We start from the raw sequence: 15736 nt of genomic DNA, 5'->3' as shown, positions 1-15736 counted from the left end.
AACTTGTAAGCTAAAAGACCGAAGTCTTCCGCATCCGCTATCAAGCGCCCACACTTATCGGTTGTTTGTTTGTTAAAGAACTCACCGCGGTTCGCTTTGCTTACCGCGTCGCTGCGTTTGCTGCAGCAGAGAAACGAGACTATAAAGAACTTTCTACGTTTCGTCAAACACTTTTAATCTTTTGCCGCCTCAGGAAGCTCTGCTATTTCTGCTCTGCCCGCCCTTGCCGCTAACCCCACAACCCTTGCCCCGTCTGCTTTGCAGCGCGTTGTTCGTGTTGCGAGGGGGCGAATACTAAAGGCTCCAGGCCAGCCTGACAAGCCCTTTTCGAAAAAAATTATAAGAGCCTTTTCGATCACCCTTTGTAGCGCACTTTCGGAGTAGTCCGAAAATAAAAGCAATACTCGATGCCTGGCACGCAGCCTAGCCACTAAGGAAGACCCATCGGGCCGCCAGCCTGCTATATGGCAGCCAGGCAAACCCACCTCCAACGGCACGAACGAAAAAATGGCCTGGAGCGCTTAACGCTTCAGGCCATTTTTTGTGCTTCTTTTACTGCTCAGAATAAGTGGTGCGGCTGGCAGGATTCGAACCCACGACCCCTTGGTTCGTAGCCAAGTACTCTATCCAACTGAGCTACAGCCGCACGCGAAGACGGCATTCTAGCGCAGTGAGAGAAAAATGCAAGCCCCTTCTTGCCCGCCCGCCCTGGCTACCAGCGATAGCGCGCGCCCAGCGTGCCCCCAGGATTGCGCCCGGCTTTCAGCTTGACCCAGAGCTTGACGCCCCCGTTCGTGCTGCCGTGCGCGCCAAGGTTGACGGAAAGCAGCCCACGCAACATGTCGGGATCGATGCGGGTGCCATTGATATTGATCACCTGCTTGCGGTCCTGCCAAAGATCCGCCTCGACAAAGGGGTAGACCCCGCCGACGCCGGTCAGCCGGGTTGGTTGCGTCCGGTAGACCCGCACCACCACCTCCGCGGCGCTCGCGTCCGCCGGCTGTCCGGAGAGAAAACCGGTTGCGTTCTTATCGAGGCCGGGCTGATAGGCGAGTTGCAGGCGCGGCTGTATCGTCAGGCCGCCGCTGCGCGGCAATACGGTATCCATCGCGAGCGCCATGCTTTGCATCCGGCCGCCAACGACCCCGGTGGCCGAAGTGGCATCGTCCAGCCGCAGGAAGAACTCGGCGTGTCGCGGCCGGCTGGCGGGTTCGGCATAAACCGGATCGCGCAAGGCCGCCGAAAGCCCGGGGGCATCGTCGTCCGCGCTGGGCGGAGCCGATGCAGCTGAAGTACTGCCGCTCCAGGAGGACCATTTGCCGATCGACGCGACCAGCGGTGCCTGCACATCGCCACCGCTGGCTGGCGCTGCCGGCGACGGGGATTCAATTGCAAGCTGTGCAACTGAATCGGGTTCGAGCTGGTCCCAGCCGAGGCCGGCGTTGCTGCCGGATGGACGCTCTTCGGCCTGCGCCAGGGAGGTCACCAACATCGCAAGGATCGAGCAGCAACAAAGCCGGCAAGGATGGGGATGGGCGGCGTATGTGCAAAGCCCGGTCCCTGCGGTGCCTGCACTACCCTGCGTCGCGCTCGCAGATGACACACTCCTGGCCATGACTGCAACCCCTGGCTGAAATGAACCATGTCGACTCTGCTTGAGCATAGATCAAACAAGGCGCAAGCGTTAGCGGTTAGGCGCGCCTTGCGTGGGGCGCCGTACAGGGCGGCCTGGCGAGCGGCCGGAACGCGCCGGCCGCTGCCACATTGCTATGCAAACCAGAGGCGCTCCGCTAGGATCGCGGCTGGCCGCCGGGACGCAGGACGAAAGCCCGGCGAGCCAGCCCAAGCAGTACAAGAAGAAGCGAAACAACGGAACAGCGGAAGATCCTGATGACCAACGACCCCATTGACAGGCCTGGCAATCCTGGCGAGCCCGATGCTTCAAAAATGAAACAGAATGGCGCCGTCGGCAAGTTGCCGATCGCCCCGGTGCACAACGTCCTGCGCGATACCCGCGAACTGCTGGGCAGCAGCGGCGAACTCGAAGCCGGGCGCGGCATGATCACCGCCATCCTCGCGCTGGCCCTGGGCGGGCTGAGCCTGCTGGGCGTGATTGCTTTCCATTTCCCGCAATACCTGACCACGCCCGAGCTACGCCATAAGTATTCGGTCGACGTGTTGCGTCACGTGCTGTTTGCCGCGCTGCTGGTGTCCGGCGGCATGTCGCTGAGCAACCTGGTGCTGGGCCGCAAGCGCAGCCTGAACGCCGCGGCATTCGCACTGGTCGCACTTGCGGTGGCGTTGGGCGGCTCACGCGTAGCCGTGGGCGACTTCCCGGACCACACGCCGTACATCGGCCTGGACTGGTTCATCCTCGACCTGCTCGGTTCGACGCTGATCTTCGTGGTGATCGAAAAGATGTTCCCGCTCTATCGCGGGCAGGCCGTATTCCGGCGCGAATGGCAGACCGACCTGGCGCACTTCGCGGTCAACCACTTCATCGTTGGCCTGATCCTGCTGACGGTCAATTTCCTGATCTTCCGCTTGTTCGGCTGGCTGGTGCGCGACAGCGTGCACGCGTTCGTGGGTGGCATTCCCTTCGTGCTGCAACTGCTGCTGTGCATTCTCGCGGCCGACCTGGCGCAGTACTGGACCCACCGCGCGTATCACGAGGTACCCTTCCTGTGGAAATTCCACGCTGTGCACCACAGCACCAAGACCATGGACTGGCTCGCAGGCTCGCGCCAGCACATGCTGGAACTGGTGTTCACGCGCGTGCTGGTGCTGGCGCCGCTCTACGTGCTGGGCTTCAACAAGGGCGTCATCGACGCGTACATCATCATCGTCGGCTTCCAGGCGGTGTTCAACCACGCCAATGTCCACCTGCCGTGGGGCCCGCTGCGCTACCTGGTGGTCACGCCGGATTTCCATCACTGGCACCATGCGTCGGATGACGAGGCGATCGACAAGAACTACTCGGCGCACTATGCCTTTCTCGACTACCTGTTTGGCACGGCGGTGAAATCCGGCAAGCGTTTCCCCGAAAAATACGGCGTAGTCGGCGACTACATGCCGGACGGCTTCGTGCGCCAGCAGCTATTCCCCTTCCGGCCGATGCCACCAGCACGCAAGGACGACGAGGCATAAGACGGTCCGGCGTGCTGGCATCGACGTACGCCCGCTCGGGATCGAAGCCCCTCAGGTCGGCGATATTCTGCTGCTGGCCGCCGCCCCATCGCAGATGGGGGCGAAACCAAGTGGCGTGCGTGGAGTGCGGGAAATAGACCGCCATGGGAGGCTGTGCCTTGCAATGTGCCGCCGAAAGGGGCCGTATGCCGCGCGGGTAGCAACCGCATGAAAGCGCGGCACAAAAGAAAAAGGCCGCTGCATAAGCAACGGCCTTTTTCATCGAGTCTTGGTGCCCAGAAGAGGACTCGAACCTCCACAGTGTTGCCACCGCTAGGACCTGAACCTAGTGCGTCTACCAATTTCGCCATCTGGGCTTCGTTTTGCTGCCTTGCTGCAGCGCTGCGAAGAACGACATTATGTAGAACACGGAATCTGCTGTCAACCCCCGCCCTGAAATTTCTTTCGCGGCGGCGATCAAGGCTGAAAACAGACGTGCCCAGGCCTGCCATCCAGGTGCAAGGTGGCTGTAGCGGGACGCGTGCTCGCCACCACCTTGCCTGCACGCAATACCAGCAGACGGGTGGCGCGCAGCCGGATCGCCTCGACCGCGTCGCGTGCCTGCAGCAGCACCAGGTCGGCCCGACAGCCCGGTGCGATGCCATAGCCTTCCAGGCCGAGGATGCGCGCCGGCGTTTCTGTGACGGCAGCAAAGCACGCGCGCATGGCGTCCTGCCCGGTCATCTGCGCCACGTGCAGCCCCATATGCGCCACCTCCAGCATGTCACCCGAGCCCAGGCTGTACCACGGGTCCATCACGCAGTCATGGCCGAACGCCACCGGCACGCCGGCGGCCAGCAACTCCGGCACACGGGTCATGCCGCGCCGCTTCGGATAGCTATCGTGCCGGCCCTGCAGCGTGATGTTGATCAGCGGGTTGGYGATSGCCGCCACGCCTGACTCCCGAATCAGCGGGATCAGCTTGGAGACGTAGTAGTTGTCCATCGAATGCATCGAGGTCAGGTGCGAGCCCGTCACCCTGCCCTGCAAGCCAAGGCGCACGGTCTGGCTGGCCAGCGTCTCGATATGACGGGACATCGGATCGTCGCTCTCGTCGCAGTGCATGTCCACCCGCAGGCCCCGCTCGCAGGCCAGCTCGCACAGGATGCGCACGGACTCGGCGCCATCGGCCATGGTTCGCTCGAAATGCGGGATGCCGCCCACTACGTCAACGCCCATGCCGAGCGCCCGCTTGAGATTGTCGAGCGCGCCCGGCGCGCGCAGCACGCCGTCCTGCGGAAAGGCCACCAGTTGCAGGTCGAGGTAAGGCCGGACCTTCTCGCGCACGTGCAGCAGCGCCTCGGTGGCAAGCAGGCGCGGGTCGCACACATCCACGTGCGAACGGATTGCCAGCAGGCCCTTGGCCACCGCCCAGTCGCAATAGGCCAGCGCGCGTTCGACGATGGCGTCCTGCGTCAGCAGCGGCTTGAGCTCGCCCCATAGCGCGATGCCTTCGAGTAACGTGCCGGACTGGTTGATGCGCGGCAGGCCGTAGGATAGCGTCGAGTCCATGTGGAAATGCGCATCGACAAATGGCGGCGTCACCAGTTGCCCTGCGGCATCGACCTCGGCAGCGGCTGGCGCCTTGAGCGCCGGCTCCACCGCCTTGATGCGGTCGCCCAGGATGCCGATGTCGATGCCGGCGCGGCCATCGGGGAGCGTGCAGTTGCGTAGGATCAGGTCGAGCATGGTGCGGGCCTTGTCATGATGATTGCTTGCCTGGAATCAACGTTCGCCCTTGCGATAGGGCTTCATCAGCGCCTGCGGGTAGGCGGCGCGACGCGCCACCAGCACCAGCGCGAGGATCGACAGCACATACGGCAACATCAGGTAAAGCTGGTAAGGCAACGCCGGCAAGCCGGGCAGGCTCGCACCGCTTTGCTGCAAGCGCAACTGCAGCGCGTCGAAGGCGGCGAACAGCAACGCGCCGGCCAGCGCGCGGCCCGGCCGCCACGAAGCAAACACCACCAGCGCCACGCAGATCCAGCCCCGACCGTTGATCATGTTAAAGAAGAATGCGTTGAACGCGGATAGCGTGAGGAACGCGCCGCCCACCGCCATCAGGGCAGAGCCCGCCATGATCGCACCGATACGCATCGCGCCTACGCGAATCCCCTGCCCCTGCGCCGCGGCGGGATTCTCGCCGACCATGCGCACGGCCAGCCCGAGCGGCGTCCGGTAGAGCAGCCAGGCCACCACCGGCACCAGCCCCAGCGCCAGCAGCGTCAATGCGGTCTCCTCACCAAACACCGGACGCAACATACCACCGATCAGCGGAATGCCGCCGATCCAGTGCATCGGGGCAAAGGGCGTGATGGTGGGCGGCGTGGACACCGAGGCAAAACCAAGCCGGTAGGCATAGTAGGACAGGCTGGTGGCCAGCATGGTCACGCCCAGCCCAGCCACATGCTGGGACAGCGCCAGGCTCACGGTCAGCCAGCCATGCAGCAGCCCGAAGGCCAGCCCGATGCCGGCTGCCACCGCCACCCCGCCCCATAGCGGCGCACCGTGATAGACCGCCAGCCAGCCACCGAAAGCGCCAGCCACCATGATGCCTTCGATGCCAAGGTTGAGCACGCCGGCACGCTCGCACAGCAGCACGCCCAGCGTGCCGAAGACCAGCGGTGTGGCCACGCGCAGCACTGCGATCCAGAATGGCGCCGAGGCCACGATATCGAGCAGTTCCATCAGGCCACCTTACCCGGGGCATCGAAGCGGATGCGGTAGCGTGTCAGCATGGTCGCCACCAGCATGGCGAGCAGCGCCACCGCCACGATCACGTCGGCAATGCTGTTGGGCACGCCCACCGCGCGGCTCATGCCATCCGCCCCCACCAGCACCCCGGCCACGAACACCGATGCCGCCACCACGCCAAGCGGATGCAGCCCCGCCAGCATGGCGATGACCACGCCCGCATAGCCATAGCCGGGAGAAATATCGAGCGTGAGGTAGCTGGTGCGCCCCGCCACCTCCACCACGCCCGCCAGCCCCGCAAGCCCGCCGGACAACAACGCGGCCCACATCGTTACCCTGCGCACCGGCATGCCGGCGAAGGCCGCGGCCCGTGCATTGGCGCCTACCGCGCGCATCTGCAGGCCAAACACCGTGAAGCGGTTGACCGCCCACAGAATCACGGCCAGCGCGCAAGCCAGCAACAAGCCGCTGTGCACGCGCGCGCGTTCCACCAGCTTGGCCAGCTCCAGCTCCGGCACCAGCGCCACCGATTGCGGCCAGCCCATCGCGGTGGCGTCTTTCATCGGGCCATCGAGCATCATCGAGACAAACAGCAGCACGATGAAATTGGCCAGCAGGGTCGTGACCACCTCATCCACACCGAGCCGGGTCTTGAGCCACGCGGCCCCAAGCAACAACATGGCGCCGGCCAGCATGCCCGCCACCACCATCAGGACAAAGAGCAAGCCCATGGGCAGTTGCTGCGCCCAGGGCGCAACCGCGCCATCGACCTGACCGCCAACCGCCACCGCGGCCAGCGCACCGAGATAGAGTTGCCCTTCCGCACCGATATTGAACAGCCGCGCGCGAAAGGCCACCGCCACCGACAAACCGGTCAGGATCAGCGGCGTGGCGCGCGTGAGCGTTTCCGACCACGCAAAGCGCGAGCCGAAGCCGCCCTCCAGCAGCAGCGCATAGGCACGTCCAACCGGTGCGCCGGCCCAGCGCACCAGCAAGGCGCAGATCATCAGCGTGGCAAGGATGGCAACGATGGGCGCGGCCAGCATGGCTACGCGCGAAACGCCGGTTCTGGCCTCARGCCGCATGGAGCACCTCCCCCTTGCCCGCTTGCGCGTGCTGGCCACCGCCCGAGCCGGCCATGGCCAGGCCGAGCTCGCCCAGCGTCCACGCCGCCGTGGGCCGGGCTTCGGTCAGGTGTCCGGCATGCATTACAGCGATGCGATCGGCCAGCGCGTGCAGCTCATCCAGGTCCTCGGAGATCAGCAGTACGGCAGCGCCTTCGCGCGCAGCCTCGAGCAGGCGGGCGCGCACATAGGCCACCGCGCCGATATCGAGTCCCCAGGTTGGCTGGCTGGCCACCACCAGCCTTGGCGCGCTGCCTTCGCCGCGTACCGAGAGCGCCCGGCCCAGGATCAGCTTTTGCATATTGCCGCCCGACATGGTTCGCGCCGGCACCTCGATGCCGGCGGTGCGCACATCGAAACGCGCGACCAGGTCCCGCGCGAACCGCTGCGCGGCGGCGCGCCGGATGACACCCCAGCGCGAAAAGCGCGGCTCGCTGAGTTGTTCACTAACGGCGTTCTCCCACACGGCAAGATCGCCCACCACGCCGATCGCATGGCGATCCTCCGGCACGCGTGCCACGCCAGCCCCAATCCATGCGCGGGGCTTTGCGGGCATTGGCTTGCCTGCCAAGGTGACACGCCCCTCACTGGCCTCCAGCGTGCCGCCGGCCAGCTCCGCCAACGCGGCCTGTCCGTTGCCTGAGACACCGGCAATGCCGACGATCTCGCCGGCACGCACCTGCAGGCTGACCTCGCGCAGCAGCGCGCGCCCGTTGGCGGCGCGCGCGCCGACGTGCTCCAGCGCAAACACGGGTGGCGCCGCGTTGCCATTGGCGCCATCCTCGACACTCGGCCGCGCCGCGCGTTCCGGCATCGCTACCACGCGGCCGACCATCAACTCTGCCAGTTCGGCCTTGGTGGTCTGCGCCGCGGCGCACTGGGCGACCAGCTTGCCGCCTCGCAGTACCGCGATGCGGTCGGAAACGCGCAGCACCTCGTCAAGCTTGTGGCTGATAAAAATCACTGACAATCCTTCGGCGATCAGTTGCGCCAGCGTGGAGAACAGCGTCTCGGCCTCGTGCGGCGTCAAGACGGCAGTCGGCTCATCGAGAATCAGCACGCGGGCACCGCGATACAACGCCTTCACGATCTCCACGCGCTGACGCTCTCCCACCGACAGCTCGCCGACCCCTGCCTGAGGGCGCACCGCCAGGCCGAAGCGCTCGGCCAGGGCCAGCACCTTGCCGCGCGCGGCGCGCCGATCCAGGCGCCATTGCCACAGCGGCTGGGTGCCGAGCATGATGTTGTCCAGCACCGAAAGATTGTCGGCTAGCGTGAAATGCTGGTGCACCATGCCGATGCCGGCTGCCAGCGCCGCGCGCGGCTGGCCGGGCGGCAACGGCTGGCCGTCCACCTCCACCGTGCCAGCGTCGGCCACGTAGTGTCCGAACAGGATGCTGACCAGCGTGCTCTTGCCGGCGCCGTTCTCGCCCAGCAAGGCCAGCACCTCCCCGCGCTGCAACTCCAGCGAGATATCGTCGTTGGCCACAAGCGGGCCGAATCGCTTGGTAATGCCGGCAAGGCGCAGGATTGGGTTGGACATGGATGGCTGATGATGGCGTTTAAAAGCGTCGACGGTTTGCTCCCCTAGCCCAAACGCGGGCGAGGGGAGCAAACGCAGCCGGGCACGTCAAGTGGCTCCGGCCACCTCACTGCGACGACTTCGGCTCCGTTTCCACCACCTTGACCGCGAACTTGCCATCGAGGATCGCTTTCTCTTTCGCCTTGACCTTGGTCATCACGTCGCCTGGCACCTTGCCGTCGAACGTGCCCAGCGGCGCCAGCTCCGCACCCTTGAACTTCATCAGCGAATAAGAGCCGTAGTCCTCGCTCTTGAACTGGCCGGCCTTGACCTTGCCAAGCGCGGCACCCACGGTGGGCTCCATGTTCCACAGCGCCGAGGCCACCACGGTAGCGGGATACTGCGGCTGCGTGTTGATGACATTGCCGATCGCCAGCTTGCCCTTTTCCTTCGCGGCGTCGGATACGCCAAAGCGTTCGGCGTAGAGCACGTCGGCGCCCTTGTCGATCATGGCGAAGGCCGCTTCCTTGGCCTTGGGCGGATCGAACCACGAGCCGATGAAGCTGACCGTGAACTTGACCTTGGGATTGACCTCGCGCGCGCCTTCCATGAAGGCGTGCATCAGCCGGTTGACCTCAGGGATGGCGTAGCCACCCACCATGCCGATATGGTTGGTCTTGGTCATGCCGCCGGCGATCATGCCAGTGAGGTAGGACGGCTCCTGGATGTAGTTGTCGAACACCGAGAAGTTAGGCGCCTGCGGCTTGCCGGAAGAGCCCATCAGGAACGCAGTCTTGGGATAGTCCTTGGCCACCTTGCGCGCGGCCGCCTCGACGGCGAACGATTCGCCCAGGATCAGCGCCGAGCCCTGCTCCGCGTACTGGCGCAGCACGCGCTCATAGTCGGCGTTGGACACGCTTTCCGAGAACACATAGTCGATCTCGCCGCGCGCCTTGGCCTCGTTGAGCGCCTTGTGAATGCGCGACACCCATTGCTGCTCGACGGGCACGGTGTATACCGCCGCCACCTTCAGCTTGGCCTGCGCCTGCGCCGGCACGACGCCACCGAGTGCGGCCACGCTGGCGGCAGCCGCCGCGAATTTCAACCAGGACCTGCGCTTACCCTCAAAACTCATGGCTCTCTCCCCTTGTTGACGATAACTCCACGGCCAGGCCAGCCGGTTCCAGCCCGCAACCTCGCAGCAAAAGCCGCACCAGGTGGTCGGTGGCCTGTTCATAATCGCGCTGCCCCAGGTGGCTCACCCCAAGCACGGCGCAAACTTGCGACTCAAAATCGGCATAGGTCTGGGTGGCAGCCCAGATCGTGAAAAACAGGTGCTGCGGATCGACGCTGGCCATCTCGCCGCGCGCGATCCACTCCCGGATCACGCCGGCCTTGCGCGCCACCAGTGCGCGCAGCGCGCCGCTGAGCACGTCGCGGATCTCCGGCGCACCGTGCAGCAGTTCGTTGGCAAACACGCGCGAGGCATCCGGATGGCTGGCAGACAGCCGCATCTTGGCGCGGATGTACTGCTCCAGTGCCACCTGGGGCCGCTGCTCCGCGCCGATGATGTCGGTCTCGGACAGCCACAGCGCGAGCGTATGCGCCAGCACGGCCCGATATAGCGCCTGCTTGGTGCGGAAGTAATAGTGCAGGTTGGACTTCGGCACGCCAGCGCGCGTGGCGATCTCGTTCATGGTCGCGCCGGCAAACCCGGCCCGGGCGAACACGTATTCGGCCGCGCGCAGGATCAGCGCCTCGTTCTCCTGGCGGATGCGCCCCCCCGCCACCTCCCGCGGCGGCGGAAAGCATGGCGGCGGCGCCGTAGCCGGCGCTCCCATTACTTGGTGCCGTAGAGGCGGTCGCCGGCGTCGCCCAGGCCTGGCACGATGTAGCCGTGCTCGTTGAGTTCCTCGTCAATGGCCGCGGTGACGATGGCTACGTCGGGGTGCGCCGCTCGCAAGGCCGTCAAGCCCTGCCGCGAAGCGATCAGACACACGTACTTGAGCGTGCTCACGCCGGCTTCCTTCAAGCGGTTGAGCGCGGCGATGGCGGAGTTGCCGGTAGCCAGCATGGGGTCGACCACGATCACCAGCCGCTCATGGATGTCTTCCGGCATCTTGAAGTAGTACTCGATCGGCTCCAGCGTTTCCGGGTCGCGGTACAGGCCGATATGCCCGACCCGCGCGGCCGGCAGCAAGTCCAGCATGCCATCCAGGAAACCATTGCCGGCCCGCAGGATCGACACCAGGCACAGCTTCTTGCCCGAGAGCACCGGCGACTGCATGGGCGCGATCGGCGTCTTGATGGCGATGGTCTCCATCGCCAGGTCGCGGGTCGCCTCGTAGGTCAGCAACTGGCTGATCTCGCGCACCAGCCGGCGGAAATTGTCGGTGGTGGTGTCTTCGCTGCGGACCAGCGTGACCTTGTGCTGCACGAGCGGATGATCCACTACCATCACGGACGCGGTGGCAGGCGGTACGGCGGAGAGGTCGGTCATGATGCGCTCCTGGAAGGCGGTAGCGGATAGCACTTGCTGGTTGCTCATGCTGTTTGCTGTTTGCTGTTTGCTGCGGCGCGGGTCTGGCAAACCCGCTAGAACACCGTGCCGTCGCTGTTGATGGCGAAAGGCGGCGGGCCACCTGGCCTGCGCTTGGCGGCAATGCGCCGCCCCGCGGCCCAGGTGCCGCCCTCCAGCACGCGGGCCAGCGGGAACGACTCTGCCGACAACCCGAGCGCCTCGCGCACGGACGCGGCCACGAGGTCGAGCCCCGTCACCGTGAGCGCGCGCCATTCCACGATAACCGGCTCATCCACCGTGTGCGCCACGGCAGTGAAGCCAGGGTCGCGCGGCACCATCAGCTCGAAATCGAACAGCAGCCCGCCGTTGCGGTATTCGGGCAAGCCCGTCAGGACCTCCAGCCCGGTCACGGTCAGGCCGGCATCTTCCAGCGGTTCCAGCAGCGAGTAGGTGAGCCACTGGGTCAGCTTGTGAAAAGGCACCAGGCCATCCGTACAGGCCGGGTGGTGCCAGCAGTCGCCCAGCGACACACCTTCCAGGCTCACGCGCCCGGGCCATACCGGCCCCAGCGCCACCAGCAGCGTGGTAAGCACGAAGCCGGCCTCGATCTGCCCAGAGCTGGCATGCGCCTTGAGGTAGTCGAACAGGTTGCCCAGCCGCGCCGGCGAACCAAAGACCGCTGGCGTGGCTTGCGCCACCTCGCCAAGACGGCGCAACAGCCCGGCGCGTCCATCCAGGCCCACCAGCGGGTTGTGCTGGGCCACCTGGAATGCGGTTGCGATGGAAGACGCATCGATACGCATCAGGCGCTCGGCATCGGAGCGCAGCGGCTGCCCCGGCTGGGCGGAAAAGCCGCCGCGCGCGAACAGGTCGAAGCTGGCCACGCCAAGCCCTTCGGAGCGCGTCAGCAACAAGTCGCTGGCGGGATCGCGATAGCGCCAGTCCGGGCCCGCGCCAGCATCCAGCAATACGCTGGGGATCACCAGGTCGATGCCGATGCGCGCGCGCTCCTCACGGTCGGCCTCGCCGGAGAGCCCGCCGCGTTCGCACAGGATCTGCCAGCGGTCCAGCTTCTCGCCAGGGCCGCCGCTCTCGAAATGACGCCAGCGGCTGTGGTACGGCACGTTGAGGTCGGGATAGCGCTGGCGGATGGTGGCCGCCACGTAATCGGCCACTGCCGGGATCCGCTCCGGATGCCAGGTAAACAGTTCGGACGCGCCGGCTGCCACATGATCCGTCACGGCAGCGCAGCGGGTGCGTACCGCATGGCCGGTGAGCAACGCGGCGGCCGGATGGCCCGGCGGCACGGGACTGGCCCAGCCACCGGCATCATCCTCGCCGTTGATGAAGGGATTCGCGGCGCCGCGCACGCCACCCGCTTCGGGTATCTCGTTCATTCGTGCAGTCCTCTACCCTTGGCCAGCGCGAGTTCTTCCGCGTCGGGCGGGGTATAGCTAGTGAAGTAGCCAGCCGCCACCTTGGCGTCGATTTCCACGCGGGCATCGGCCGGGATCAGTGCATCGGGAATCGCAACCTGCTCGACCACCTCGATACCCTGAGCGGTCAGTGCCCCGTGCTTCATATTGCTCATCGAAGCCCAGCGGTCGATACGCTTGATGCCGAGCCAATGGAACACGTCGGGCATGAGCTCCTGGAAGCGCATGTCCTGCACGCCGGCGATACATTCCGTGCGTGCAAAATAAGTCTCGGCGCGGTCGCCGCCAACCTGGCGCTTGCGGGCGTTGTAGACCAGGAACTTGGTCACCTCGCCCAGCGCCCGGCCTTCCTTCCGGTTATAGACCACCAGCCCCACACCGCCCTGCTGCGCCATCTCGATGCACACCTCGATGCCGTGGGCCAGGTACGGCCGGCAGGTACATATGTCGGAGCCAAACACGTCCGAGCCGTTGCACTCGTCGTGCACGCGGCAGGCCACCTTGGTCTCGGGCTTGCCAAGCTGGCTGACATCGCCAAAGAAGTACAGGGTCATGCCACCGATCGGCGGCAGGAACACTTTCAGGTCGGGGCGTGTGACCAGTTCCGGGAACATGCCGCTGGTCTGCTCGAACAGGCTGCGGCGCAGCATGCTCTCCTTGATCTCGAAGCGGCGCGCCAGCCCCGGCAGGTACCAGACCGGATCGATCGCGGCTTTGGTGACCCGCACGTCGCCATTGGCATGAAGGATCTGCCCGTCGGGTGTGAGCCGGCCGGCCGCAATGGCGCCCATCAGTTCCGGCATATTGATGTGGGCACGCGTAATGGCGATCGAGGGACGGATGTCGATGCCCGCGGCGATCCGGTCGCCGAAGGCGCTGGAAACCAGGTGGCCCCAGGGATCCATCGAGACGATCTTGTCCGGATCGCTCCACTGCGGGTGAGGCCCGATCACCTCGGCCGGCGAGGTATCGGTGAGATCAGCGCGGTGGTCTCGCTGCAGCTTGCCGGAGGCCACCGCCAGCGCGCGGTAAACCGCGTATGCGCCGGAATGGGTGCCGATCACATTGCGCTGAGCCGGATTGGTCAGACTTGCGATCACGGGGCCGCGCTCCGCTGCCGTGGCGGCCCCCCAGTGGATTGGCTCGGCCGGCTTGTCGCGGCGCGCGTGCGAGGTCAGGACAATATGATCGGACATGGCAGCCTCGGAACAAGAATCCTGACCAAACGGTCAGGTTTACGATTCCATAGTAGGCAACCTTCGTGCCATATCCCAATGCTCGTTTTTACCTTGTGTTGCACGCCGCACGATGCCGCTTGCGCACTGTGCTTGTGCGCAAGCGCCGCGGCTAGCACCAGTCCTGGTGCATCGGCACCATGTAAAAGCGGCACCGGGCCGCTAGGGCCGGGTGCCGCTGGATATGCCTTCGGATAAACCGAAAGCGCTATCGGGACTATCGGGACTATCGGTCGGTCAGGTTGACCGTTGCTGCCCCGCCTGCTGCCGCTGGACCGGCTCGTGAGCAGCGGGCCACAGCGCCAGGCGCAATGCGCGCAACGGCGCACCGCTCTCCACGTAGCGATGGAACAATGCCCCCGCGGCGTTGCTCAGCAGCCAGGCCAGCACCATGCCGAGCGCATTGAGGACGGGCTGGTGCGGAGCCAGATGGAAGACCAGGGCATTCACCACCAGGCAAATCGGGAAATGCACCAGGAACACCGAGTAGGAAATGCGCCCGAAAAATGCCAGGAACTGGGCCTGCGGCCAGTGCTCAAGCCATCCGCCACGGCGCGCCGTGCCGAGCAGGAGCGCGATGGCCAGCGCCACCGCGATGCGCAGCCGGAAATCCACGACCAGCGCTGCCAGCACCACGGTGCACAACACCAGCAGTGCCACCGGTGAACGCTCAGGCTCGGATGCCCAGAAGGCCAGCGTGCCCAAGCCGTAGGCGCCGAAGAAATAAATCGCCCAAATATCCCACGTGGCATCACGGTTGAACCAGAACAGTGAAGCCAGCACCAGCCCGGCCACCGCCAGCGGGCCCATCGGGCTGCCGCCCACGTCGAACCATTGCTCGCAGCGGCGGGCTGCCCACAACGCCACCATCAGCAAGGCGAACAACTGCAGGTCGATGGCCACATACCAGACGCCAGCAGACAAGGCATCGAAGTCCAGCACGTTGTGCAGCAGCAGCACATGCGCCAGGAACTGGTGCAGGCCGGGGGCGCCGGGAATGGAGTCGTGATGCATCCAGGTGCGCGCAATGGCGGCACCGGCAATGGCAATCAAGATAGCCGCGGTATAGGGCACCACCAGCTTCTGGTAGCGGCGCCAGATTGCCTGCAAGGGGCGCGGCACCATCAAATGCCCGCCGGGCGCCAGGCTGCGCGCCGCCAGGAAGCCGCTGATGACGAGGAACACCTGCACGGCGATGCGCGCGTACTGCGAAAACCRGTCGAGCAGACCGGGCGCCAGCACGTGGGCCGCATCGGACATGGGGCCATAGAAGGCAAGATGGTGCAGCACGATCAGCTGTGAACTGATCGCCTTGAGAGCGTCAATGCACGCCATGCGCGAAGGACGGGGGCTCATTTGTTATAAGAATGCTACAAAGTACACAAGGGCCGGATTCTACTCCCAGGAAACAGGATGGCGCCAAAACGGGTCACGATGCACCGCCGCAAAATGGCGAGAAGCGTTGTATTGGTCACACATTGCACCGCAACATATGTACCAAACAGCATATTGACGGCATTTACCTAAAAACTGTAACGATTCCCCACCGGCCCCCTGCATGACCACCAGAGCAACACCGCCGCCACGCCCAGCGAAACCCAATAATCGGTAGGCGCGCCGGCCCACCAGTGGATGTGCCAGGGCGCGAAACTCGGCGCAAAGCGCGCCAGCCCGAACGCCGGGTTCAGCACGAACCAGAGAAAATCCTCGCTGATCCAGAACACCATGATGCAGGCGATCACGCGCGCCTCGGCGCGCCAGTTCCAGCGCCCGCCGAACACCAGTGAAAAATGGAAGAACAGCGCCACGCAGGGGAATACCCACGCGTGATAGCCCGTCATCGGGCGCCCACCCCAGAAAATATCCAGCAGCCAGTGATGCTCGATGCGCCAGGTGGGCAGGTTGGCCGCCCAGCCCGCGGCGCCCTCGATCTGGATCTCCACGTTAGCGAAGAAATAGGCCAGCAGCAGGGTCCACGCCACGGTCAGCACCAACACCATGGGATGGCGCGATGGATA

Annotated in this window: 13 protein-coding genes and 2 tRNA genes; 1 reads left to right on the top strand and 14 read right to left on the bottom strand. The window is 65.2% G+C overall.

All coding sequences use genetic code 11. The features are described 5' to 3' along the window. Window positions 1–569 precede the first annotated feature (569 nt). Window positions 570–646: transfer RNA gene (locus AC1DQR_RS16120), tRNA-Arg, on the bottom strand. 66 nt (window positions 647–712) lie between these two features. After that, complete coding sequence (locus AC1DQR_RS16115; protein ID WP_477133343.1) at window positions 713–1492, bottom strand: hypothetical protein; 780 nt, start codon at window positions 1490–1492, stop codon at window positions 713–715. A 455-nt stretch (window positions 1493–1947) separates the two neighbouring features. Here AC1DQR_RS16115 and AC1DQR_RS16110 point away from each other — a divergent pair, with 455 nt between their 5' ends. Then, window positions 1948–3147 carry a sterol desaturase family protein gene (locus AC1DQR_RS16110; protein WP_477133342.1) on the top strand — a complete coding sequence of 400 codons (1200 nt, stop codon included), beginning with the start codon at window positions 1948–1950 and terminating at the stop codon, window positions 3145–3147. Window positions 3148–3416: 269 nt separating this feature from the next. Here AC1DQR_RS16110 and AC1DQR_RS16105 read toward each other — a convergent pair. From AC1DQR_RS16105 to AC1DQR_RS16050, 12 genes are all read right to left on the bottom strand, one after another. Then, window positions 3417–3503: transfer RNA gene (locus AC1DQR_RS16105), tRNA-Leu, on the bottom strand. Window positions 3504–3603: 100 nt separating this feature from the next. Beyond that, window positions 3604–4875, bottom strand: coding sequence for an amidohydrolase family protein (locus tag AC1DQR_RS16100; protein WP_477133341.1), 1272 nt, complete (start codon window positions 4873–4875; stop codon window positions 3604–3606). Between the two features lie 36 nt (window positions 4876–4911). Then, entirely contained in the window at window positions 4912–5877 is a 966-nt protein-coding gene (locus AC1DQR_RS16095) for an ABC transporter permease (RefSeq protein ID WP_416053275.1), read from the bottom strand. Next, complete coding sequence (locus tag AC1DQR_RS16090; protein WP_477133340.1) at window positions 5874–6965, bottom strand: ABC transporter permease; 1092 nt, start codon at window positions 6963–6965, stop codon at window positions 5874–5876. Before AC1DQR_RS16090 ends, AC1DQR_RS16095 begins: the two co-directional genes overlap by 4 nt. Further along, window positions 6955–8547: an ABC transporter ATP-binding protein gene (locus tag AC1DQR_RS16085; RefSeq protein ID WP_477133339.1), complete on the bottom strand. Its 1593-nt coding sequence runs from the start codon at window positions 8545–8547 to the stop codon at window positions 6955–6957. The genes AC1DQR_RS16090 and AC1DQR_RS16085 overlap by 11 nt, the downstream gene beginning before the upstream one ends. A 106-nt stretch (window positions 8548–8653) precedes the next feature. Next, window positions 8654–9661, bottom strand: a complete 1008-nt coding sequence (locus AC1DQR_RS16080) for a BMP family protein (RefSeq protein ID WP_477133338.1) — start codon at window positions 9659–9661, stop codon at window positions 8654–8656. Next, on the bottom strand, window positions 9651–10367 hold the full coding sequence (locus tag AC1DQR_RS16075; RefSeq protein WP_043355603.1) for a TetR/AcrR family transcriptional regulator: 717 nt from the start codon (window positions 10365–10367) through the stop codon (window positions 9651–9653). Before AC1DQR_RS16075 ends, AC1DQR_RS16080 begins: the two co-directional genes overlap by 11 nt. Beyond that, on the bottom strand, window positions 10367–11026 hold the full coding sequence (gene upp, locus AC1DQR_RS16070; RefSeq protein WP_183037098.1) for a uracil phosphoribosyltransferase: 660 nt from the start codon (window positions 11024–11026) through the stop codon (window positions 10367–10369). Before upp ends, AC1DQR_RS16075 begins: the two co-directional genes overlap by 1 nt. A gap of 95 nt (window positions 11027–11121) precedes the next feature. Further along, window positions 11122–12444 carry a URC4/urg3 family protein gene (locus AC1DQR_RS16065; RefSeq protein WP_183037084.1) on the bottom strand — a complete coding sequence of 441 codons (1323 nt, stop codon included), beginning with the start codon at window positions 12442–12444 and terminating at the stop codon, window positions 11122–11124. Beyond that, entirely contained in the window at window positions 12441–13679 is a 1239-nt protein-coding gene (locus tag AC1DQR_RS16060; protein WP_043355607.1) for a GTP cyclohydrolase II, read from the bottom strand. Before AC1DQR_RS16060 ends, AC1DQR_RS16065 begins: the two co-directional genes overlap by 4 nt. A 276-nt stretch (window positions 13680–13955) precedes the next feature. Continuing rightward, the gene (locus AC1DQR_RS16055; protein WP_477133337.1) at window positions 13956–15074 is read right to left on the bottom strand and encodes an acyltransferase family protein; all 1119 of its coding nucleotides are present in this window, start codon (window positions 15072–15074) and stop codon (window positions 13956–13958) included. 167 nt (window positions 15075–15241) lie between these two features. Next, complete coding sequence (locus AC1DQR_RS16050) at window positions 15242–15718, bottom strand: hypothetical protein (RefSeq protein WP_477133350.1); 477 nt, start codon at window positions 15716–15718, stop codon at window positions 15242–15244. Window positions 15719–15736 lie beyond the last annotated feature (18 nt).

This window comes from Cupriavidus sp. 05L411 (assembly GCF_056398045.1).
The sequence above is the reverse complement of the archived record's forward strand: the minus strand, read 5'-3'. Positions and strand labels throughout refer to the sequence as shown.

Excerpts from the sequence above, each read along its gene's own strand:
- AC1DQR_RS16060 (WP_043355607.1), bottom strand. The coding sequence starts at position 13,679 with ATGTCCGATCATATTGTCCTGACCTCGCACGCGCGCCGCGACAAGCCG.
- AC1DQR_RS16065 (WP_183037084.1), bottom strand. The coding sequence starts at position 12,444 with ATGAACGAGATACCCGAAGCGGGTGGCGTGCGCGGCGCCGCGAATCCC.
- AC1DQR_RS16050 (WP_477133350.1), bottom strand. The coding sequence starts at position 15,718 with ATGGTGTTGGTGCTGACCGTGGCGTGGACCCTGCTGCTGGCCTATTTC.
- AC1DQR_RS16115 (WP_477133343.1), bottom strand. The coding sequence starts at position 1,492 with ATGTTGGTGACCTCCCTGGCGCAGGCCGAAGAGCGTCCATCCGGCAGC.
- AC1DQR_RS16110 (WP_477133342.1), top strand. The coding sequence starts at position 1,948 with ATGAAACAGAATGGCGCCGTCGGCAAGTTGCCGATCGCCCCGGTGCAC.
- upp (WP_183037098.1), bottom strand. The coding sequence starts at position 11,026 with ATGACCGACCTCTCCGCCGTACCGCCTGCCACCGCGTCCGTGATGGTA.
- AC1DQR_RS16080 (WP_477133338.1), bottom strand. The coding sequence starts at position 9,661 with ATGAGTTTTGAGGGTAAGCGCAGGTCCTGGTTGAAATTCGCGGCGGCT.
- AC1DQR_RS16075 (WP_043355603.1), bottom strand. The coding sequence starts at position 10,367 with ATGGGAGCGCCGGCTACGGCGCCGCCGCCATGCTTTCCGCCGCCGCGG.